The sequence below is a fragment of the Rhizobium sp. CF122 genome (assembly GCF_000282035.1).
Lineage (GTDB): Bacteria > Pseudomonadota > Alphaproteobacteria > Rhizobiales > Rhizobiaceae > Rhizobium.
The window spans coordinates 31,844-52,376 of sequence record NZ_AKKA01000032.1; the positions used below are offsets into that span (position 1 = coordinate 31,844).

At 60.7% G+C, this 20,533-nt stretch carries 17 protein-coding genes and 1 pseudogene; 13 read left to right on the top strand and 5 right to left on the bottom strand.

Annotated elements, in window-relative coordinates:
• The first annotated feature begins 44 nt into the window (after nucleotides 1–44).
• Genes PMI09_RS08410 through atzF form a run of 7 tightly spaced genes read left to right on the top strand, consistent with a single transcriptional unit; the run spans nucleotide 45 to nucleotide 9,652 of the window.
• Nucleotides 45–1,118 (top strand): putative urea ABC transporter substrate-binding protein, encoded by a 1,074-nt coding sequence (locus tag PMI09_RS08410; RefSeq protein ID WP_007791136.1) that lies wholly within the window; start codon nucleotides 45–47, stop codon nucleotides 1,116–1,118.
• A 58-nt stretch (nucleotides 1,119–1,176) separates the two neighbouring features.
• Nucleotides 1,177–1,995, top strand: coding sequence for an ABC transporter permease (locus tag PMI09_RS08415; RefSeq protein ID WP_007791139.1), 819 nt, complete (start codon nucleotides 1,177–1,179; stop codon nucleotides 1,993–1,995).
• Complete coding sequence (locus PMI09_RS08420; RefSeq protein ID WP_037082328.1) at nucleotides 1,992–2,816, top strand: ABC transporter ATP-binding protein; 825 nt, start codon at nucleotides 1,992–1,994, stop codon at nucleotides 2,814–2,816. The genes PMI09_RS08415 and PMI09_RS08420 overlap by 4 nt, the downstream gene beginning before the upstream one ends.
• Nucleotides 2,813–3,634: an urea amidolyase associated protein UAAP1 gene (locus PMI09_RS08425; protein WP_007791141.1), complete on the top strand. Its 822-nt coding sequence runs from the start codon at nucleotides 2,813–2,815 to the stop codon at nucleotides 3,632–3,634. The genes PMI09_RS08420 and PMI09_RS08425 overlap by 4 nt, the downstream gene beginning before the upstream one ends.
• Before the next feature lie 10 nt (nucleotides 3,635–3,644).
• The gene (locus PMI09_RS08430; RefSeq protein ID WP_007791144.1) at nucleotides 3,645–4,295 is read left to right on the top strand and encodes an urea amidolyase associated protein UAAP2; all 651 of its coding nucleotides are present in this window, start codon (nucleotides 3,645–3,647) and stop codon (nucleotides 4,293–4,295) included.
• Nucleotides 4,296–4,297: 2 nt separating this feature from the next.
• Nucleotides 4,298–7,837, top strand: coding sequence for an urea carboxylase (uca, locus tag PMI09_RS08435; protein ID WP_007791145.1), 3,540 nt, complete (start codon nucleotides 4,298–4,300; stop codon nucleotides 7,835–7,837).
• Between the two features lie 3 nt (nucleotides 7,838–7,840).
• Nucleotides 7,841–9,652: an allophanate hydrolase gene (gene atzF / locus PMI09_RS08440; RefSeq protein WP_007791147.1), complete on the top strand. Its 1,812-nt coding sequence runs from the start codon at nucleotides 7,841–7,843 to the stop codon at nucleotides 9,650–9,652.
• Between the two features lie 327 nt (nucleotides 9,653–9,979).
• Here atzF and PMI09_RS08445 read toward each other — a convergent pair whose 3' ends face one another.
• Nucleotides 9,980–11,545 (bottom strand): Fic family protein, encoded by a 1,566-nt coding sequence (locus tag PMI09_RS08445; RefSeq protein ID WP_007791149.1) that lies wholly within the window; start codon nucleotides 11,543–11,545, stop codon nucleotides 9,980–9,982.
• 358 nt (nucleotides 11,546–11,903) lie between these two features.
• Here PMI09_RS08445 and PMI09_RS08450 point away from each other — a divergent pair, with 358 nt between their 5' ends.
• The 3 genes and pseudogenes from PMI09_RS08450 to PMI09_RS32100 all read left to right on the top strand — a co-directional run.
• The gene (locus tag PMI09_RS08450; RefSeq protein ID WP_007791151.1) at nucleotides 11,904–12,242 is read left to right on the top strand and encodes a recombinase family protein; all 339 of its coding nucleotides are present in this window, start codon (nucleotides 11,904–11,906) and stop codon (nucleotides 12,240–12,242) included.
• Entirely contained in the window at nucleotides 12,226–13,575 is a 1,350-nt protein-coding gene (locus tag PMI09_RS08455; RefSeq protein ID WP_007791154.1) for a hypothetical protein, read from the top strand. Before PMI09_RS08450 ends, PMI09_RS08455 begins: the two co-directional genes overlap by 17 nt.
• Before the next feature lie 40 nt (nucleotides 13,576–13,615).
• Nucleotides 13,616–13,766 (top strand): annotated as a pseudogene (locus PMI09_RS32100) (Tn3 family transposase); the annotation flags it as partial.
• A gap of 254 nt (nucleotides 13,767–14,020) precedes the next feature.
• Here the strand turns inward: PMI09_RS32100 and PMI09_RS08460 are convergent.
• The 3 genes from PMI09_RS08460 to alr are packed head-to-tail and all read right to left on the bottom strand — an operon-like array spanning nucleotide 14,021 to nucleotide 16,819.
• Complete coding sequence (locus PMI09_RS08460; RefSeq protein WP_007791156.1) at nucleotides 14,021–14,878, bottom strand: TIGR01459 family HAD-type hydrolase; 858 nt, start codon at nucleotides 14,876–14,878, stop codon at nucleotides 14,021–14,023.
• A gap of 4 nt (nucleotides 14,879–14,882) precedes the next feature.
• Complete coding sequence (locus PMI09_RS08465) at nucleotides 14,883–15,737, bottom strand: DMT family transporter (RefSeq protein ID WP_007791159.1); 855 nt, start codon at nucleotides 15,735–15,737, stop codon at nucleotides 14,883–14,885.
• Nucleotides 15,734–16,819 (bottom strand): alanine racemase, encoded by a 1,086-nt coding sequence (alr, locus tag PMI09_RS08470; protein WP_007791162.1) that lies wholly within the window; start codon nucleotides 16,817–16,819, stop codon nucleotides 15,734–15,736. Before alr ends, PMI09_RS08465 begins: the two co-directional genes overlap by 4 nt.
• A gap of 133 nt (nucleotides 16,820–16,952) precedes the next feature.
• On the opposite strand from alr, the gene PMI09_RS08475 reads away from it, so the two are divergent.
• Nucleotides 16,953–18,116: a hypothetical protein gene (locus PMI09_RS08475; RefSeq protein WP_007791164.1), complete on the top strand. Its 1,164-nt coding sequence runs from the start codon at nucleotides 16,953–16,955 to the stop codon at nucleotides 18,114–18,116.
• Between the two features lie 7 nt (nucleotides 18,117–18,123).
• Here the strand turns inward: PMI09_RS08475 and PMI09_RS08480 are convergent, their stop codons facing one another.
• On the bottom strand, nucleotides 18,124–19,152 hold the full coding sequence (locus PMI09_RS08480) for a C45 family autoproteolytic acyltransferase/hydolase (RefSeq protein ID WP_157213347.1): 1,029 nt from the start codon (nucleotides 19,150–19,152) through the stop codon (nucleotides 18,124–18,126).
• Nucleotides 19,153–19,317: 165 nt separating this feature from the next.
• Between PMI09_RS08480 and PMI09_RS08485 the strand changes: the two genes are divergently transcribed.
• Both PMI09_RS08485 and PMI09_RS08490 read left to right on the top strand, forming a co-directional pair.
• Entirely contained in the window at nucleotides 19,318–20,223 is a 906-nt protein-coding gene (locus tag PMI09_RS08485; protein WP_007791169.1) for a HEPN domain-containing protein, read from the top strand.
• Nucleotides 20,220–20,459 (top strand): nucleotidyltransferase domain-containing protein, encoded by a 240-nt coding sequence (locus PMI09_RS08490; RefSeq protein WP_007791171.1) that lies wholly within the window; start codon nucleotides 20,220–20,222, stop codon nucleotides 20,457–20,459. Before PMI09_RS08485 ends, PMI09_RS08490 begins: the two co-directional genes overlap by 4 nt.
• The last annotated feature ends 74 nt before the right edge of the window (nucleotides 20,460–20,533 follow it).

Here is a 20,533-nt window from a genome sequence, read left to right on the forward strand (position 1 = left end):
GTCATTGCCGATCCCTTTTGAAGAAAAGCAAAAGGGGAATTTCAATGCAGACTTTTTCGAAGATCCTTTCCATCACCGCCCTCTCCGCTTCGTTGGCGCTGGGATTTGGCTCCATCGCCAAGGCCGCGCAGAAAACCGAATTCAACGTGGCGTGGTCTATCTATGTCGGCTGGATGCCGTGGGGCTATGCCGCCGATCACGGCATCGTCAAGAAATGGGCCGACAAGTACGGTATCAAGATCGATGTCACGCAGTTCAACGACTACGTGGAGTCGATGAACCAGTACACGGCGGGCGCCTTTGATGCCGTGACGCTAACCAATATGGACGGACTGTCGATCCCGGCCGCCGGCGGCGTCGATACAACCGCCGTCATCGTCGGCGACTTCTCGAACGGCAATGACGCGGTCATCCTGAAGGACAAGGCAAGCCTTGCCGATATCAAGGGCCAGAACGTCAACCTCGTTGAATTCTCCGTCTCGCACTACCTGCTTGCCCGCGCACTCGAAGGCGTCAAGCTGACGGAGCGCGACGTGAAGGTGGTCAACACGTCCGATGCCGACATGGTTGCCGCCTACAAGACGCCCGATGTCACCGCCGTCGTCACCTGGAACCCGCTGGTGTCAACCATCCTGGAAGATCCGACCGCCAGGGAGGTCTTCGACAGCTCACAGGTGCCGGGCGAGATCATCGACCTGATGGTCGCCAATAGCGGCGTGCTGAAAGACAATCCGAATTTCGGCAAGGCGCTTGCCGGCATCTGGTATGAGACGGCCGCCTTACTGCGCGCCGATACCGCGGAAGGCAAGGCAGCCCGCGAGGCGATGGGCTCGGCATCCGGCACCGATCTGGCCGGTTTCGAAACCCAGCTTGCCGCTACCAAGCTCTTCGACAAACCGGCTGACGCCGTTGCCTTCACCGCCTCGCCCAACCTGCCGAAGACCATGGATCTGGTACGCAACTTCCTCTTCGAGAAGGGCCTTCTCGGCAATGGCGCGCCGTCTGCCGACGTCATTGGCATCGAAATGCCCGACGGCAAGGTTCTGGGCGACAGCGGCAATGTGAAGCTGCGCTTCACGGAGACCTACATGAAGGCAGCCGCCGACGGTTCGCTCTGACCGCAACAGGAGGCGCGGTTTGCCGGCGCCTCCTCCCCTTTACCAGCGGAGCATTCCCATGCGTTGGATCAACACCAGGCCGAGCCGTGGCGCGCAGTTTGCCTTGATGCTGCTGCCCTTCGTACTGCTGGCCGTTGCCTATTTCTTCGGCTCGGCCGCACGACTGGCGGAAAACGCCAATGACAAGCTTTTGCCGAGCCTTGCCGGCTTTGCCGATGCGATCAACCGTCTGGCCTTCGTCGCCGACCAGCGCACCGGCGAATTTCTGCTATGGTCGGACACCGCAGCGAGCCTGATCCGGCTGCTCTCAGGCCTCAGCATCTCGACGGCAATCGCGCTCCTGATTGGCATGCTGATCGGCATGCTTCCCTATCTCAGAGCACTGCTCGCGCCGTTTATCGCCGTCATTTCCATGGTGCCGCCGCTCGCGCTCCTGCCGATCCTGTTCATCGTCCTGGGGCTCGGCGAAACTTCGAAGATCGCCCTCATCGTCATCGGTGTCGCGCCGACAATAATCCGCGATCTGGCGCTGAAGGCGCTGGAATTGCCTCGCGAGCAGATCGTCAAAGCCGAGACGCTCGGCGGCTCCTCGTGGCAGATCGGCCTGCGTGTCGTGCTGCCGCAGATCCTGCCGCGGCTGATCACCTGCCTCAGACTGCAGCTTGGTCCAGCCTGGCTCTTCCTGATCGCAGCCGAAGCGATCTCCTCGGATTCCGGCCTCGGCTACCGCATCTTCCTCGTCCGCCGCTATCTCTCGATGGACATCATCTTCCCTTATGTCGTCTGGATTACCCTGATTGCCGTTGTCATGAACACGCTGCTCGATCGCCTGCGCATCGCCGTCTTCCCTTGGTCGGAACTGGAGAAGCAGGCATGAGCGAACTGAAGGTCGAAAGAGTCTGGAAGGAATACGGCGACCAGATCGTGCTCGAGGACGTATCCCTGACCGTCGCCTCGCGCGCCTTCGTTGCCCTTGTTGGCCCCTCCGGCTGCGGAAAGAGCACCTTCCTGCGCATGCTGCTCGGCCAGGAGCAGCCGACGAAAGGGAAAATCCTGCTCGACGGCGAGCCTCTACCAGCGGAACCGGGACCGGATCGTGGCGTCGTCTTCCAGCGCTATTCCGTCTTTCCGCATCTGACCGTGCTCGGCAATGTGTTGCTCGGCAAGGAATTTTCCGCCGCGCGATATAAGGCCAAACTCTTCGGCACCGCACGCCGCAACGTCATTGAGGAAGCACGCCAGCTGATCGCCGATGTCGGCCTCGCTGGCTCCGAAGACAAATATCCAGCCCAGCTTTCCGGCGGTATGCAGCAGCGCCTCGCGCTTGCCCAGGCGCTCATCATGAAGCCGAAGGTGCTTTTGCTCGACGAGCCCTTCGGCGCACTCGATCCCGGCATCCGTCATGAAATCCACACGCTGATGAAACGGCTCTGGCACGAAACGCAGATGACCGTGGTCATGGTTACCCACGACATGCGCGAAGCCTTCACGCTTGCAAGCCGCGTCGTCGCCTTCGAGCGACGCCGCGACCGGCCGGAGGAGAAGGAGCGTTACGGCGCGACCATCACCAAAGATATTTCCATCTGGCCGCCGCGCCTTGCCGGACAGTCACCAGTCTTCAGCCCCGACCGGGACGGCCCGGTCGCTTCCATGGGGCACCGCCGGGACGACCTGGCACCGTCAGGAGAGATGCAATGATGCATGTGAGACGCTCGCCCGTGGAAATCGCCGCAAATCGCGCGCGCTATGAGGAGCATCAGAAGAAGGGGCTGGAATTCGCCCCCAAGGCCCTGCCCGACCCGAGCCCGCTGCCGGCGCCGGCCATCGCCGCGGCCGCCGTTATCCACCAGGAGACTGTCCCGGGCGGCTGGTACTGGTCGACGAAGCTGTTGTGTGGGGAAGCGATCCGCATCGATCAGGCTGAAGGCAATTCCACAGTGGCGCTCGTCGCCTGGAATGCCGCCGACACCAGCGAGCGGATCAATCTCGTCGATACCGCCAAAGTCCAGTGGACGACGGCCCTCGGCAAGGGGCGTGTGATCTTCTCCGACATGGGCCGCGTCATGTTCTCGATCATAGAGGACAGTTCTGGCGCCCATGACTGCCTTATGGGCGGTTCGACGGCTGCCTCGAACGCGGCGAAATATCCGGGCGAAAAGACACGCAACACCCGCGACAACCTGATCCTCGCCGCCGTCAAGCTCGGCCTCGACCGCCGCGACATACCCGGCATCCTCAGTCTCTTCGCGCCGGTGCGCCTCGCCGAGGCCGGCGGCTTCGGCTGGCATGGCAAGCGCTCCAAGGGCGGCGACTATGTCGAGCTGCGCGCGGAGATGGACATGCTGGTCGGCTTTTCCAATTGCCCGCATCCGCTTGATCCCGATCTCACCTACCAGCCGAGGCCGGTTGTCATCACCCGCTACAAGGCCCCGGTCCCGGCTGCGGATGATCTTTGCCGCACGGCGACTGCCGAAGCCCTGCGCGGTTTCGAAAACAACGCCCTGATGCAGGCCTGAGGAGACGATGATGTCCGATTTCATCCAGACTTCTCCCGCCCGCAGCGTCGAAAGTGCCGTGCAGGATCACTTCATTGCGGCGGAAGCCCCATGGTCCGGCATCGTTCGCAAGGGTCAGACGATCCGGATCGAGGATAGCTACGGCCAACAGGCGATCGATACGCTCTTCTACCGGGCCGATGATTTCTCGGAGCGCTATTCCAACCAGGATACCATGCGCATGCAGGGTAGCGCCTATGTCGGCATCGGCACGAAGATCATGTCGAATGAAGGTAAAGTCATGCTGACCATGACGGCCGACAGCTGCGGCCGCCACGACACTTCGGCCGGTGCCTGCTCCTGCGAGAGCAACACCGTGCGCTTCGGTCACGGAACGAAATACCTGCATGCCTGCCGCGACAACTTCGTTCTCGAAGTCAGCAAACACGGTATGAGCAAGCGCGATATCGTACCGAACATCAACTTCTTCATGAATGTGCCCATCAAGCCCAATGGCGAGATGACGATCGTCGACGGCATTTCCGCACCGGGCGATCATGTCGAGCTCGTCGCCCAGATGGACGTGCTCTGCATCATTTCCAATTGCCCGCAGATCAACAACCCCTGTAACGGCTTTGATCCGACGCCGATCCGGGTTTTGATCTGGGATGGCGAGGACTGAGCATGTTCAAGAAAGTCCTGATTGCCAACCGGGGCGAAATCGCCATCCGCGTCATGAAGACCCTACGGCGGATGGGCATTGCCTCGGTCGCCGTCTATTCCGATGCCGACCGTTTCGCCACGCCCGCGATGATGGCCGATGAAGCCGTTCGCCTCGGGCCGGCACCGGCCAGCGAAAGCTATCTCAATGTCGAGGCCGTCATCGCTGCCTGCAAGGCGACGGGGGCGGAGGCAGTGCATCCAGGCTACGGTTTCCTGTCGGAAAATATCGGCTTTGCCGAGCGCCTCGCCGCCGAAGGCATCGCCTTCATCGGTCCCCGACCCGAGCACCTTGCTGCTTTCGGTCTCAAACATACAGCACGCGAACTCGCCGAAGCGAGCGGCGTACCGCTCCTGCCCGGCACCGGCCTACTATCGAGCGCCGAAGAAGCGCTTTCGGCGGCAGAGACGATCGGCTATCCCGTCATGCTGAAGAGTACCGCTGGCGGCGGTGGCATCGGCATGCAGCTCTGCGCCGATCCAGCGGGCCTCAAGGCTTCGTTCGAAAGCGTGCAGCGCACCGCGCGGGCAAGCTTCGGCGATGCGCGCGTCTATATCGAACGCTTCGTGGCAGAGGCACGTCATGTCGAAGTACAGATCTTCGGCGATGGCAAAGGCAAGGTAATTGCACTCGGCGAGCGAGACTGCTCGTTGCAGCGGCGAAACCAGAAGGTGGTCGAGGAGACCCCTGCTCCCGGCCTTTCGGTCGAAACCCGCGCCAGTCTGCACAGGGCAGCCGTCAACCTCGGCACTGCCGTCTCCTACGAATCCGCGGGCACGGTCGAGTTCATCTACGATCCCCTGCGTGAGGAGTTCTATTTCCTCGAGGTCAATACCCGCCTGCAGGTCGAGCATCCCGTGACGGAGGCCGTTTTCGGTATCGACCTCGTCGAATGGATGATCCGCCAGGCCGCAGGCGAGGACCTGCTCTCGGGCGCCGAGGCTCTGCAGGCGAAGGGGGCGGCCATCGAAGTACGCGTCTATGCCGAGATGCCGCATGCCGATTTCCGCCCAAGTGCCGGCCTGCTAACCGAGGTCGCCTTTCCTGAGGATGCCCGCATCGACGCCTGGATCGAGACCGGGACGGAAGTGACGCCCTTCTACGATCCGATGCTCGCCAAGGTCATCGTCTCCGCCGAGGATCGTCAAACGGCAATCGAGAAGCTGAAGACGGCACTTGCCGGCACGTCGATATCGGGCATCGAGACCAATCTCGACTATCTTCGCGCCATTGCCAGCTCCGAGCTCCTCGCGAGCGGTAAGGTGGCGACGACGGCGCTGCGCGACTTTTCCTTCGTGCCTGACGTCGTCGAGGTGATCGCGCCCGGCGCACAGTCGAGCATTCAGGAACTGCCGGGCCGGCTTGGCCTCTGGCATGTCGGCGTGCCGCCGAGCGGCCCGATGGACGAGCGTTCGTTCCGTCATGCCAACCGTCTTGTCGGCAACGACGACATGGTCGCGGCGCTGGAGCTGACGGTCTCCGGTCCTGTCCTGAAATTCCATAAGGATACGCTGGTCGCGCTTGCCGGTGCCAGGATGGCGATGAGCGTCGATGGCGTAAGGCTGTCCCATGACGAAGCGGCGACCATCCGCGCCGGCCAGACACTCTCGATCGGTAGCATCTCCGGGCCGGGGCAGCGGGCTTATCTCGCTGTTGCAGGTGGTTTTGCTGCTCCCGTCGTTCTCGGCTCGCGCGCCACCTTCGGCCTCGGCCAGTTCGGCGGCAATGCCACCGGCACGCTGAAAGCCGGCCATGTGCTGCGCCTTGCCCGGCACGCCGCCGCCGAACCGTCGAAGCCGGCTACCGATCCGGTGGAATTGACGCGCGAATGGGATGTCGGCGTTCTTTACGGTCCGCACGGCGCTCCTGATTTCTTTCAGGACGGCGATATCGAGACCTTGTTCTCGACGAGCTATGAGGTGCATTTCAACAGCGCCCGCACCGGTGTGCGCCTGATCGGTCCCGCACCGAAATGGGCGCGCAGCGATGGCGGCGAGGCCGGTCTTCATCCCTCCAACCTGCACGACAATGCCTATGCGGTCGGCGCGATCGATTTCACCGGTGACATGCCGATTATCCTCGGGCCTGACGGGCCGAGCCTTGGCGGCTTCGTCTGCCCAGCGGTGATTGCCCGTGACGAACAATGGAAGATGGGGCAGTTCAAACCCGGTGATCGCATCCGCTTCCATCCCGTCATGCGACCTGAAGATCCGATTGCCGGTCCAGCGGTGCATCGTGCGAAGGAAGAAGCAGGATCGCCGATCGTCGGCTACCGCGACGACGGGCCTGTCTCGGTCGTCTACCGCCGCCAGGGCGATGACAATCTGCTGGTCGAATACGGGCCGATGACGCTCGATATCGCCCTGCGGCTGAGGGTGCATCTCTTAATGCAGGCCGTATCGCAGGCGCGCCTGCCCGGGATCATCGATCTCACGCCCGGCATCCGTTCGCTACAGATCCACTATGACGGTACGGCGCTGCCCCGCAACCGCCTCCTCGGCCTGCTGGCCGAGATCGAGGCGAGCCTGCCGGCGGCGCAAGACGTCAAAGTGCCGAGCCGCATCGTGCATCTGCCGCTCTCCTGGAACGATCCGGATGCCGAACTTGCCATGCGCAAGTATCAGGAGCTCGTCCGGCCAAATGCGCCCTGGTGCCCTGATAACATCGAGTTCATCCGCCGCATCAACGGGCTGGCGGACGAACAGGCGGTGCGCGACGTCGTCTTCGATGCCAGCTATCTCGTGCTCGGCCTCGGCGACGTCTATCTCGGCGCGCCGGTCGCCACACCGGTCGATCCGCGCCACAGGCTGGTGACGACGAAGTACAATCCAGCCCGCACCTGGACGCCGGAAAATGCCGTCGGTATCGGCGGGGCCTATATGTGCATCTATGGCATGGAAGGACCCGGCGGCTACCAGCTCTTCGGCCGCACTATCCAGGTGTGGAACACCTGGCGGCAGACGCCGGTTTTCGCGAAGGACAAGCCGTGGTTGCTCGATTTCTTCGATCAGATCCGCTTTTTCCCAGTCAGTCACCAGGAACTGGCGCAAGCCCGCAGCGCCTTCCCGCATGGCGGCTATCCCGTCAGGATCGAGGAGACGGAGTTCTCCTATGGCGCCTATGAGAGGGAATTGCAGGCGAATGCAGCTTCTATCGGGAGCTTCAAGGCAAGCCAGCAGGCTGCCTTTGATGCGGAGCGCGAGCGCTGGAAAGGGGCGGGCCTAGACAGCTTCGTCATGGACGAAGGAACCGGCGAAAGCCCGGATGGGGATATTCCCGAAGGCTGCTTCGGCGTTGCCAGCGCAGTGCCCGGCAATATCTGGAAACTTCTGGTCGAGCCGGGCGCGCCGGTCGCGGCCGGCGACACGCTCGCCATCATCGAATCCATGAAGATGGAAATCAACGTCACCGCACATGCGCCGGGCCGCGTCCGCGACCTGCGCGCCGGGCCCGGACGAAACGTCAACGCGGGCGATATCATCGTTGTTTTGGAGGAGTGCTGATCCATGCTGCCGACCATTCTTGATCTGACAAGCCTTCGGTCAGCCTATGCGGCTGGTCAAAGCCCGCTCGACGTTATCGAGACCGTTATTGCCCGTCAGGCGGCTTCGACGGATCCGGCAATCTTCATCACGCCGACACCCGAAGAAGCATTGCGCACCGAAACACGCGCTCTGATGGAACGGGCGCCGGCGCCGAACAGCCTGCCACTTTGGGGCATTCCCTTTGCCGTAAAGGACAATATCGACGTGGCGGGTCTGCCGACCACGGCCGCCTGCCCTGCCTTCGCCTATCAGCCTGACTATGACGCAACAGTCGTTGCAAGGCTGCGGGCGGCAGGCGCGATCGTGATCGGCAAGACCAATCTCGACCAGTTCGCGACCGGCCTGAACGGTACGCGCTCGCCGCATGGCGCGCCGCGCTCGGTCTTCGACAAGGACTATGTTTCGGGGGGATCGAGCTCGGGCTCGGCAGTTGCCGTCGCCTCGGGCCTGGCGAGCTTCGCGCTCGGCACTGACACGGCTGGCTCTGGCCGCGTACCAGCTGCCTTCAATAACCTCGTCGGAATCAAGCCGACACCGGGGCTGGTGCCGAATGTCGGAGTGGTGCCAGCCTGCCGCAGCGTCGACGTCGTCACCGTCTTTGCCGCAACGGTCGGCGACGGCGTCACGATCCGCAAGGTGATGGAAGGGTACGATGCCGCCGATCCGTTCTCGCGTAAGGCGTCGCCCACCAACCTGCCCACCTCCGGTTTGCGCATCGGCGTGCTCGACACAGCCGAACGGGAATTCTTCGGCAACAGGCACGTCGAGGCTCTCTATGATGCGGCAATCGAAAGGGCGCGCGCACTGGGCGCCACCATCGTTCCCTTTGACTACGCGCCGTTCCGGGAGGCCGCCGAACTGCTCTACAACGGTCCTTGGGTCGCCGAACGGCTGGCGGCGGTCAAGGACTTTCTTGCCACCAACGCCAGTGACTTCGACCCGACGGTTCGCACAATCATCGAGGGCGCGAAAGCCTATGACGCGGTCGCTGCCTTCGGTGGCAGATATAAGCTCGAAGCATTGCGCCAAAAGACCGGAAAGGAGTGGGAGAAGGCTGATATCCTGATGTTGCCGACCTCGCCGACCACTTATACGGTTGAAGAAATGACGGCGGATCCGATCGTCAAGAACGGCCATTTCGGTCGGTACACCAACTTCGTCAATCTGCTCGACTGTGCGGCGATCGCCGTTCCGGCCGGCTTCGACGCAGACGGCCATCTGCCGGCCGGCGTGACACTGGTCGGGCCCGCCTTTACCGACGACGCCCTCGCCCCCTTCGCCGACGCTATGCATCGCATCTTGAACGCGGGGATGGGCAAGGATCGCCTGGCGCCAATCCCCGAGGAAAGCCGCGTGCCGCAGGCCGATGACGGCTTGGTGCCGATCGTCGTCGTCGGGGCGCATCTCACCGGCATGCCCCTCAACCACGAACTGACCCGACCAGGCGGCAAGCGCGTCAAATCCTGTCGTACTGCGCCGGATTACCGCCTGTTCGTCCTGCCCGATACCGTACCGCCGAAGCCGGGCCTAATCCGCGAACCGGGCTTTGCCGGCAAAGGGCTCGAAGTTGAGGTCTGGAAAGTGACGCCGGAGGCTTTCGGGCGTTTTGTGCAGAACATCCCGGCCCCGCTCGGCATCGGCAAGGTAACTCTCGATGACGGTTCCCAAACTTCCGGTTTTCTCTGCGAAGCTCATGCCCTCGAAGGTGCGCGCGAGATAACGGAACTCGGAGGCTGGCGCGCCTACATCGCAAATCAAGGGATGGGTAAATGAAAAACAGCTTGAAGGATCGTCTCAAAAAGCTCCTGTTAGCGCTGCTGGCGGGGCTTGAGGCCCGAAGTGCCTTTCGACGGTTCGGTCGCGGAATATGGTAATCGATTGTCGGGGCAGGCCTTCATCGCCACGACGAATCGCTTAGCGACGGTACTGGGCGTCGAAGCGTCGGATTTGCTGAAGCGATCGCCGCGGCAGCGACAGACGTGACCTGTCGAGACTAACGAATAGAGCAACTGATAAGCGGACTTCAGACGTTGGTGTCAGACAGTAGAAAACCCTCAAGTCAACGTCAGCTGATCGTGCATTTTCGGTGAGCGTCGAGGTCTAGTTGTCTTTGCGCGCCGCCGTAGCTCCCGTAGGTGGTGGTGGCGCGTTGACCAGCTCGCAGACAAAGTTCGTGAGAGGCACGATGTTTTCGTGCTGGCTCGCCTCTTCCAGGGCGTTCATGTACTCATCTCGTCGCGCTACCGGTATGACAGTCCACGGCGCTCCGCTTTCGGCCAGCAGGGCGTTCATCATGAAGCGCGCTATCCTCCCGTTTCCGTCCGGGAATGGATGAATGTAGGTGAATAGGACCGGGGCGAGGATTGCCTTCAAGCGCGCATCGGATTCCTCCGAAATGCTCTCGAACAGTGCGTCCATGGCGTCGGCGATTGCATGCGGCGGTAGGGGGACATGCGAGGATCCCCGCAGATACACATTGTGCGATCGGTAACCCGCGACTTGGTGCGCCTTGATGATACCCGCGTTTACCGAAGGGCTGAACATGGCTCGGAACCAATCCTGGTGCCGTGCCTCGAGCAGTTCGCCGGTAGGTGCTCCATCAAGGATCTTCCTGATGTCATCGCGCACCTCCTCAAAGGCCAGTCTGTATCCCTTGGCGGCGAGCGCGTTCTTGGTCTCGTGGTCCTGCGCGTCCTCGTCCGGTTTCCATTGACCGTCCTGTACCCTCCGGATCAGCTCTTCCGACACCTCGTAACCCTCGATCGAAAGCGAGTTCAGGGCGTCTGCCACATAACGCTCATCAATGTCTGCGATATATCCGTCCCGGTCGTTGATACGCACTTGCTCGAATCCGATGTGATTGAGGGCGTCTTTCCCCATTTTCGCCCAGAGGGTCTTGATCCGGGTAGCGGACGGCGCCTGAGTTCGTCGCGCATCCAGCGTGACCAGATCGACTGCAGGGTCGAAAGGGTTGTCCTCGTGCGGGTTGTAGCCGGCCGATTCCAGCGTCTTGATGATCGTGTCCGCGTCCCTTGTCCTGCCGAGATGGCGCAGGGCTCCCGCGATGCGACCGCCAACGTGGCTCCGGCCGCCGTCCAGGAGGTATTGCAGCAGCGTGCTTGTTCCGCGGATTGAGCCAATGACGGCGATGACATCGGTCGCTGACGTTCTCCACGACTCCGGCGACAGGTTGCAGATCGCCTCCTCCATCGGCATCAATCTCAATCGTTGTCTCATCTCGGCGGGCTCGTTTTCCTTTGAGCGCAGCAGATAGAGCGACGTATTGCTCGGTAGTTTCACAAGTTGATTATTCGCCTTAGAGCTTCTGACGATGACCTGCCCAGGAATGGAATGATTTTCGGACCATAGAGCCACGGATGCATCCGCAGAGAGCCGCCATTCATTGGCGAAGCGGTCGTCGAGATACCTGGCAACGAACTCCCAGTAGACTGTGCTCCAGGCCGCATCGATCCTGTTGTTGGCCGACGGTCGCGAGTTCACCGCAAGCCAGCCCTTCATAATTTCTTCGAGGAACCCATTGTCCTGTAGTCGTTCCCGGTGGACACGGCTGAGCTCTTCCGATTTCACCACCGATCGGGTGCCGTTCTGCGTCACTCCCCTCAGCTCAGCCAGGGATGCCGCGAGCAGTTCGTTGGGTTTCGCCATGGTGGCCTCCGGCGGTGTGCGAGTGGTAAACCACGACTTCCGTGCATTGTTGTTGCACTAATTTGATGTCCTTGACAAACACTAATATCTTGCATTTGAATCACACTAGTTTCACGCTTTTGAATTACACTAATTTCACGCCTTGGATTCAAACTAAAATTCGGCCTTGCCAAGAACCGTTTCGCAAGGCGCTTTGCGTCCCTCTTTTTCATGGTCATCGAAATTCGCGCCGCCATCCAAAAATCCTTTCAAAAACCGCCTGCCTTACCATGGAGTATTGATTGTGAAGGGATTTTCACCTTGATTCGTCACGTGAGTCGGCGCGCTTGCGCAAACTTCCGTTTTTGAAAGGACCTTGATGCTGATCGGCTACGCCCGGGTGAGCAAAGGAGACCAACAATCGAACAAGCGGGCACGTGCCCTGTCCGAGGCTGGCTGCAAGCGCCTGTTCGAGGAAAAGGCGTCCGGTGGGCGTTGGGATCGGCCAGAACTGCATCGTATGCTCGATCAGCTTGCGCGACGGCGACACCGTAAGCTCGACCCGAAGAAACGCCGCGAGATCGCCGAAAGCGTGTTGTGCGGACGCAAGAGCGGCGCCGAAATGGCGAGGCTTTACGATATCAGCGAACCGACCGTTTCGCGCATCGTCGCAGAACACCGCCAGGAACTGGAGACCAGCCATGCCGACCAGTCATGACCTCAAGGGACTGATGAAGTTCCTCACCCGCGACGAATGGCGCGAATGCTTCGATGAGGTACTTTCTGACCATTTCGGACCGATCCTGGATGCCGGCGATATGGATTTCGAGGATATTGTCGAAATCCTCGGTGAGGTTTGGGCCATGACGCTCTGGGGCTGCGCCTTCGAGGATTTCCTCACCCAGGACTTCGAGGTCGAGGGCGGCAACATCGTCGATGAATATCTCAAACGCCGCGGCTGGAAGGAAAACGCACAGGCCAAGGCTTACATGAAAGCGCTACGGACCTCCGTCATGAGCCTGTATGAGGTCAGGGAGATCGAGCCGGGGAAGTCGCTCATCGCGCGCGACCTTATTCGCGGCGGCGAGCCGATCGCCGTCAGCGAGGGAACGGCGACGAAGACGCTGAAACAGTGGGACCGGATCGCCGCCCGCATCGTACCTGTTATGGGAAAGAATGTCTTCGCCGGCGGTCTTCTGCCCTTCACGCCGCAGGCCACCGACGCGCTGTTCGACGGCCTGCGACAGATGTTCGGCAAAAGGAATGCGAAGAAGCTACCGGCCATCAAGGACGACGATCTACGGGCGGCAGCCTCCATATTCACCCTGTCGTGGCTGTTCGACACACTTGAGCGTGCCATGGGCCTGCCAGCGATCCAGAACGGCGATGGAGATGATCTCGTATTCCACGATGTCAGGTTTCCCCTGGCGTCCGGAACTGCGCAAAAGGATGTTGCAGCATCGGTGAACACCATTGCCGGCATGTCGCAGGAAAACGCAAAATTCTGGAATTGGCTTGAGCAAGAGCCGAAGAACCAGGCCCGGAAGCGCACTGGCCAGGCCTTCGACACCACGATGGACAACGGCGCGCGCGTGCTGGGCAATATCGAATTGAGGGGAAAATTCCTGCATCTGTCGACCAACTCGGCCGAACGCGCTCAAAAAGGAACAACTCTGATCCAGCAGGCTCTCGGTGCTCTGGTTCGCGCGCCGCTCACCGAAATCCGCACGGTCGAACAGATGATGACCGAGCGGCCGGCCCGCAAAAAGGAAAACCCCGCATCTGACATCCCGCCCGAAATTGCCGAGCAGGTCGTTCACCAGTTCATGGATCGACAATATCGTGAAACTCTTGATCAGCCGGTTGGAATGCTCGGCAACAAGACGCCGCGTCAGGCCGCGAAATCAGCCTCGGGCCGCCATAAGGTCGCCGAATGGCTCAAATATCTCGAAAACCAGTCTTTAAAGCAGCCCGACGCCGCAGACCCCATGGCAACTTACAGTTTCGAGTGGATGTGGCACGAACTCGGTGTCCTTGATCTTCGCCAATAACCGCTACCGTAGTTCTGTGGCCCAATAATGTACTGCGGCCTATGTGAACACCCGCATGCTTCAGGCCGTGCTGGTGGAACCGAAATGGGCTGTCCGGATGACGGAGGAGGATTATCGAGGCCTCACGCCGCTGATCTTACAGCCACGTCAATCCCTATGGCCGTTTCGATCTCGATTTGAACAATGAGGTGGAGGCGCGCAGCCTCCAGCCGCGGCTGAGCCCAGAGTTGGTGCAACGAACATTTCCCTATCGCGACGAAGGTGCACTTGCGAAGATCCTTGCCGCGTTCGGAACCGCCACCTAGGTGTTTTGATACATTCACACCGAACGCCGATAACAGGCGCGACCCAATTGTTAGAGCTGGGTGAAAGCGCGAGCCCGTCTGATATAATTTCGCGCTTGAGGGCCATCTCGATTTTCAACCCGCCTTACGAGGAATTCGCCTCAGTTCCAGGAAAGTCTGTGCAACAGGAAATTGGGCAAGGCTCCATGCTGTTCGTAAAGAGCAGCTAGCAGTCCATGATCGGGATAGCCGTTCGGACATGCCTCGACGTGATGAACTCCGGTCATCACGAGCGCTGAGCGAATGCCGGCTCGATTGGCGCCGGAAATGTCGGTGGCGAGACTATCGCCAATCGCGATCACGGCGGTTGCCGGCAGATCGAGAACTCGTAGAGCGCTTTCATAGGCAAACGGTTCCGGCTTTCCGAAGCGGATCACCCTACCGCCGATTGCTTCGTATCGCGCAGCAAGCGAGCCAGCACAACGGATCCTTTGCTCGGCGAGCATGACCTCAAGGTCCGGGTTTGCGCAAACCATTGGCAATCCCTGCTGCCGCGCCTGCTGCAACAAAGAGTCGCTCTCCTCCATGTTGCCGGTCGCCAGGATGAAATCGGCTTCCTTGATCTCCGCGACACGCTCAAGCGCTAGCCCATCAAGAAGGCCTGCGAGATCGGGCGGCCCGGCGTGCCAATAGCGCCTGCCGCCAGGCGCTCGGGAGGTCCGCCCGCTACCACCAAGCGCCGCACGAGCCATCTCTCCCGAGGTGATAAGGCCCTGATAAAGATCAGGCCCGAGGCCCATGTTTAAAAGACGGGAGGCGACCGCAGCAGCGCGCCGTGGCGAATTGGACAGCAAGCATATGCGCATACCGGCCGCACGCATTTTGGTGAGCGCCTCGTGAACCGGTTCGTAAAGTGTTGCGCCGTCATGGATGACGCCGAAGATATCGAGTACCACGCCCCGAAAGGACTGAGCTATGGCCTTTATCGTTTGCTCATGCGGCAAGCGGCCAGTCTGCATCGGACTAATCCTCAAGATTGCGGCTGCGCTTAAGCGGCGCTGCAAGGTGAACAAGGACGGCCGCTAGAATAATACCTGCTCCGGCGATCGTTTCCGTTGCGGGCACCTCAGAAAACGCGAGCCACACCCACAGAGCCGATAGCGGAACTTCGGCAAGCGAGATCAGCGCGATTTCGCCAGGCTGCAACCCGCGTGACCCGATGGCGAAGAAGAGGAGCCCCAGCGTCATCTGCACAAGGGCGAAGCAGGCAAGGACAGCGCCCTGCCCGACGGAAACCTCAAGTGATGGGGCAAGCATCGCGCCGGCGATCCCGGCAAAGCCGTTGGACAGGGCCACCAGAAGCAGGCTCGATGATTGCGATCGCCCAAAAGCGATCGTCATCAACGCCATGAACGTCGTCATCAGAAGCGCAAGGCCGTCTCCCTCAATGCGCACACCGGATGATGCCGAGCCGGAAAAGATCACCGCAGTCCCAATTCCAGCCATCGCGCATAGGCCGACAGTAGGCAAGGATATAGGTTCCTTGATCGTCAGCCGCGCAAACAGTGTCGTCAGCAAGGGCAAGGAGCCGTGAATGACCGCGACGTTGGCGACGGAGGTTAGGCGCAGCGCCGGAATGAAGGCGAGCATCGCGGCGGCCGACAGCATGGCCGCAGCAAGACCAGCTCGATCGAGCTCCGTGACGCCTCGATTGGGCATGACCAGCATAAGTGCGCAGGTAAAAACGAGAGCAAAGAGGCTGCGCCAGAAGACGACCGCCCAGACGCCGGCCTCGATCAGGCCCATGAACAGGCCCGCGGTGCTGAAAAACACGGCGGACAACAGCACGTGAAACGGGGCTCGTCGTTCGGCGCTCATGGGTGTCGTCCAGAAGGTGCCAAGCGGTATCGGCGGGCGCATGAGGAACCGGTGCGGACCAGGATTTCCTGTGCCACGGTCGCGGCCGAGCGCGCCATATGTTCGGGCGGTGCCGTCGCACTGATGAAATCCACGAAGGCGCCGATGCGCGCGAGCTTGGCCGGTAGGTCGGTCAGGTCGATGGCGCAATATTCCATCGATACGCGTCCGATGACCGGCACGGACCACCCGGCAAACTCAGCAGACAGGCGGTTCGCGACCTGCCAGGCGAGGCCATGCCTGTAGCCGATCGCGACGATACCGAGACAGGTCGGCCGATCTGCGAGAAATGTTCCCATGTACCCGACGGGTTCGCCGCGCTGGACGTGTCGGATGTCGATCAGGCGGGCACTGAGCCGGACGACGGGTTTGAACGGATTTGGCTCGAGGCCGGCATTGTTGAGCCCGTAAAGTGCCGACCCAACGCGCACCCTGTCGAAATGATAGTCGGCGCCGAGGGAAACACCTGCCGAGGCAACGAGACTGCGCGGTGTCGAAGGCGCCAGCATCGCGCACATGCCGACAAACCGGTTCTTCTGCAGTCGGTTGCGCGCGTTTGCAGCGTCGTCGGCGCAGGCAAGATGGCTCATCACCAGTTCGGGCACCTGCAGCTTTGCGTGAATGAGCGAACGAACCTCGTCAAACCTCAGGCCAAGCCGCCCAAAGCCGGTTTCGAGATTAAGAACATAGGAGATTGCCGCCGACGTGGCCTGAGCCACCTCGGCCAGCGTGTTGCAGACCGGTGTGAGGCGGCTTTCCCGATAAGCTTCGAGGCTGCCCTTTCGCAAGCCTTCGAGAATGGCAATGTCGGCCTGCGTCAGAAGACGGCGGACGCGGATTGCTTCCTTTATGCTCGCAACGAAGAAGCTCGTGCAACCGGCGTCCCAAAGCGGTCCGATCACCCGCTCAAGTCCCAGCCCATAGGCGTCACTCTTGACGACCGCGCTAACGCCCACAGCCGGCCCCACCAATGACCGCATCACCAAGAAATTGGTTTGGATCGCCGTCAGGTCGACGGATAAGACAGGCTTATATGATCGCATGAACAACTACCTGTGATGGTGCCGATGGCATGTCGTATCTAATGGTTGCAATCTACAGCGGACAAGCGCATGATGCAATCATTAGATGCGCAGACAACCATTTATCCGCTATGCGAGTATAGGGAGACGACAGATGGCACGGACCGAGCATCGCAAGAAGATCTTGATTATCGGACAAGGCGTCCTTGGCGGGGACGTTCTCGACTTCCTGCTGCAGAGCGGGGCAGATCTCGAGGTCACCGTTGGCGCCCGCGATCCTGACAGGGCACTTCATCGGGTCAATCTGGCGCGCTACACAGCCATGAACCTTGGTTTCTCGAACGCCGTCGACATCGTTTCGATCGACCTCATGAACGTCGAAGCAACGGCCGAGCGCCTGTTGCGGATAAAGCCTGACATCGTCTTCAACGCCACGACCCTACATAGCTGGTGGGTGATTACGAAGCTCCCCCAGGACGCGTTCAAGCGCCTCGACGAGGCGCGCGGCGGTATTTGGACGCCGATGCATCAGGTTCTGATCCGCAGACTGATGAAAGCCGTTCGGCTGGCCAACTGCGATGCGGTTGTCGTCAATGCCTCCTATCCCGATGTTGTCAATGCTTCACTTGCCGCCGAGGGATTGGCCCCCGCCGTCGGCATCGGCAACATTGCCAATGCAGTTCCTGGCATCCGGCTTGCTGCCGCCCACATGCTGGCGCTGCCGCCGGCATCGATCGAGATCAGGTTCTTCGCGCATCATTATCTCAGCTATCGGATGCCGAGCACCGGAGGAACGGACGGCGCACCCTACCACTTGAGCGTTTATGCGAACGGCTTGGAGGTGCCCCGCGAAGAGATCGATCACGCCGCGCTTTTCTCACTGGTTGCAGGACGGTTTCGTCGGGTGAAAGGTCTCGCAGGACAGTCGGTCACGGCCTCGTCGGCCACCGCCATGCTTTTGGCGCTTGCGCGCCGATCGGGAGACGTCGTCCACGCGCCGGGACCCTTCGGCCTGGTTGGCGGATATCCGGTCAGGGTTTCTCCGGACGGCCTGCTCGTCGATCTCCCAGCCAATCTCAGTCTCGACGAAGCGATCGCGATCAATCGAGAATGCCAGCGCTACGACGGCATCGAGAGCGTTGACGACGATGGAACCGTTCGTTTTACCGACATGGCTGCCGGCGTTTTAAACGAGGTGCTCGGCTATGAACTTCATGCCTTCCGGCCGCAGGAATGCGAGATGCGTGCCGAGGAATTGGCGGCACACTTTGCGCAGTTTGCCCGCGCCAATGGAATGCCGGATGCAAGGGCAAGCTGAACAGGATCTAGACATCTGCCGGGTGCAGCATTCTGATAACGCGGTAGTCTGTCTGGTCCGGGCGGCCGATCGCGACCATCGCCTCTCGCCGGCCGCAGTCGAATATGACCGAGAAGGCTGTGGCGGTCGGTTCACGGACCGACGGCGATTTGCAGATCGCGTCAGGCGCGCCGGACCGATCTCTCAGCAGTGCCGCGAGGTCGTTGATATCCCTCAAGGAGAAACGGCGCGCGGCCCGAAGACGAGAGCGGCTCGACGGATAATGGCGGGCAACCTCTTCCACGTTTTCCCACATGGCCGGTTTTGGGAAAAGCGGATGGTTCGTATGAACGACGGTGCGCACAGCACGATCGGTCACCCCGACCGAAGGCCCCACTTCGACCGCACGCAGACCGCCATCTGCGTCACCAATGAGAAAGCAACGGCCGGTCATATGTGGATGCAAGCGCAAAACAGCGATCGCGCCGTCCACGCATTTTTGCTCCAGCATCATGCGCCGGATCACAAGACTCGGCAGCCCCTGTTGCGATGTGTCGAGTATGAGATCGTTGTTGACCAAGGCAAGACCATGCCCGTTCATGCCAACCCAGCCAAGCGTGCCTGCCGACGCGATGGTAACAAGCGACTTTGCACCCTCATGGATGAAGACCGCCAGATGGCGTTCGGTGCAGGCCGGGGCATCCCAGTTCTGGGCAATGAGGGCACCATCACGCTGCACCAGCCCGACCGACGTACATCCTGTCTGACCCTCGCCAAAGTACTCGAAGGCCGAGAGCAGACAGACGTCAAGCGCGGAGAGCTCCGTCGCTTCGGCAATGCCGTCGAGTTCCGCGACGAGATCCGGGGCGATTCTGGAAAGCCGATCGGCGCAGACGGCGGCGCGTGCCTGCGCCAGGTTCCAGCTTGCATCGTCGCTCGACCGCCGTAGGTCCGTGAAAGCCTCCAGAATCATGGCGCGCAGTTGCATGCCATGTTGGCGGCCGCGCTCTTTCGGCGACCCCCGGAGTGTAATAACGGGCATTTGATCTTGGCTCATGGGACCGTCCGGAATCGTGTAAGCTCCAGTATCCATATTGTGGATACCGCTGTCGATCTAGTGATTGCTCGTGTGGATTGTGCGAAACTTCGATGCAGCGTGACGTGGCCTTGGTATAAGGTAGCGGTTGTTCGGGCCGCCGGGCCGCCGCGTGGAAGGAATGGAATGACAAAAATGGACGGTCTGGATCACCTGCCACCACGCAAGCAGGAGGAACTCGCTGAGGTCGCACGGATCCTGTTTGAGGAATTCGAGGCGGCGCGACAGTCGAAGCAAAAGGAGGAACACAAGAACGCTCGCATCCTGAAAGTTTTACTTTTCGGCTCCTACGCGCGTGGCGGCTGGGTCGAGGACCGCAACAGCGGCTACCGCTCCGATTATGACCTGCTGATTGTCGTCAATTCACAATCGGCGGCGGAAACCGCAGAATATTGGGAGAGCGCCTCTGAGCGTTTCGTGCGCGAGCTGACGATAACGAAGCATCTCGAGACGCCAGTCAACTTCATCGTCCATTCGCTTCACGAGGTGAACGATCAGCTTGCCAGAGGCCGTCCATTTTTCATCGACATCGCGCGCGACGGCATTGCGCTCTACGAAGCACCCGGCCATCCGCTTACGTCGCCGCGGCAGCTTTCACCGGAAGAGGCCCGCGAAGAAGCCCAGCGCAACTACGACCAGTGGTATCCCAGTGCAATCAATTTTTTCAAGCACGCCCAGATCGCGATTTCAGATCGAACACCCAACGAAGCAGCTTTCTTCCTCCATCAGACCATAGAGCGACTTTACCATTGCGTTCTTCAGGTCGTGACGCTCTACAGCCCGAAATCGCATCGGCTTTCGGTGTTGCGCTCCCACGCCGAGCGCGCCGATGTCCGCCTCATCGACGCATGGCCGCGCGACACGAAGTTTGCGCGCCGATGCTTCAACAACATAGACCGCGCCTATGTGGAGGCCCGCTATTCAGCCAAATATTCGATCGCTGATGAGGAACTCGATTGGGTGGTCCAGCGTGTCGTCGTTTTGCAAGAGATTGTCGCGAGCATCTGCGAGGAACGACTGAGCTCACCGTGAAGGGAAAAGCCTACCGCACATGGTTCTTCGAACGGCCCAACGTCCGAGGTCGAACGCTTCCAGGCCCGAGCAAGCTGTCGGCCAAGCGCCATGCCGACAAGATCCTGATGGTCCGGCTCTACGGAACCCATGCCCGCGGCGACTGGATCGAGGATCACTTGAGCGGCTATCGCTCCGACTACGATCTCTTGATCGTCGTCAACAGCAAGTCGTCGACCACGGAGGGGCGCTGCTGAGTTCAGCTGCTTAGGTTGTGCCGCCGATCCCGCGCCAACGCGCTCTAGTTGAGGCGTTGTCGCTGCAAACTAAA

Coding starts and splice junctions, on each gene's coding strand:
- PMI09_RS08410 (WP_007791136.1), top strand. CDS start 45: ATGCAGACTTTTTCGAAGATCCTTTCCATCACCGCCCTCTCCGCTTCG.
- PMI09_RS08415 (WP_007791139.1), top strand. CDS start 1,177: ATGCGTTGGATCAACACCAGGCCGAGCCGTGGCGCGCAGTTTGCCTTG.
- PMI09_RS08420 (WP_037082328.1), top strand. CDS start 1,992: ATGAGCGAACTGAAGGTCGAAAGAGTCTGGAAGGAATACGGCGACCAG.
- PMI09_RS08425 (WP_007791141.1), top strand. CDS start 2,813: ATGATGCATGTGAGACGCTCGCCCGTGGAAATCGCCGCAAATCGCGCG.
- PMI09_RS08430 (WP_007791144.1), top strand. CDS start 3,645: ATGTCCGATTTCATCCAGACTTCTCCCGCCCGCAGCGTCGAAAGTGCC.
- uca (WP_007791145.1), top strand. CDS start 4,298: ATGTTCAAGAAAGTCCTGATTGCCAACCGGGGCGAAATCGCCATCCGC.
- atzF (WP_007791147.1), top strand. CDS start 7,841: ATGCTGCCGACCATTCTTGATCTGACAAGCCTTCGGTCAGCCTATGCG.
- PMI09_RS08445 (WP_007791149.1), bottom strand. CDS start 11,545: ATGGCGAAACCCAACGAACTGCTCGCGGCATCCCTGGCTGAGCTGAGG.
- PMI09_RS08450 (WP_007791151.1), top strand. CDS start 11,904: ATGCTGATCGGCTACGCCCGGGTGAGCAAAGGAGACCAACAATCGAAC.
- PMI09_RS08455 (WP_007791154.1), top strand. CDS start 12,226: ATGCCGACCAGTCATGACCTCAAGGGACTGATGAAGTTCCTCACCCGC.
- PMI09_RS08460 (WP_007791156.1), bottom strand. CDS start 14,878: ATGCAGACTGGCCGCTTGCCGCATGAGCAAACGATAAAGGCCATAGCT.
- PMI09_RS08465 (WP_007791159.1), bottom strand. CDS start 15,737: ATGAGCGCCGAACGACGAGCCCCGTTTCACGTGCTGTTGTCCGCCGTG.
- alr (WP_007791162.1), bottom strand. CDS start 16,819: ATGCGATCATATAAGCCTGTCTTATCCGTCGACCTGACGGCGATCCAA.
- PMI09_RS08475 (WP_007791164.1), top strand. CDS start 16,953: ATGGCACGGACCGAGCATCGCAAGAAGATCTTGATTATCGGACAAGGC.
- PMI09_RS08480 (WP_157213347.1), bottom strand. CDS start 19,152: ATGAGCCAAGATCAAATGCCCGTTATTACACTCCGGGGGTCGCCGAAA.
- PMI09_RS08485 (WP_007791169.1), top strand. CDS start 19,318: ATGACAAAAATGGACGGTCTGGATCACCTGCCACCACGCAAGCAGGAG.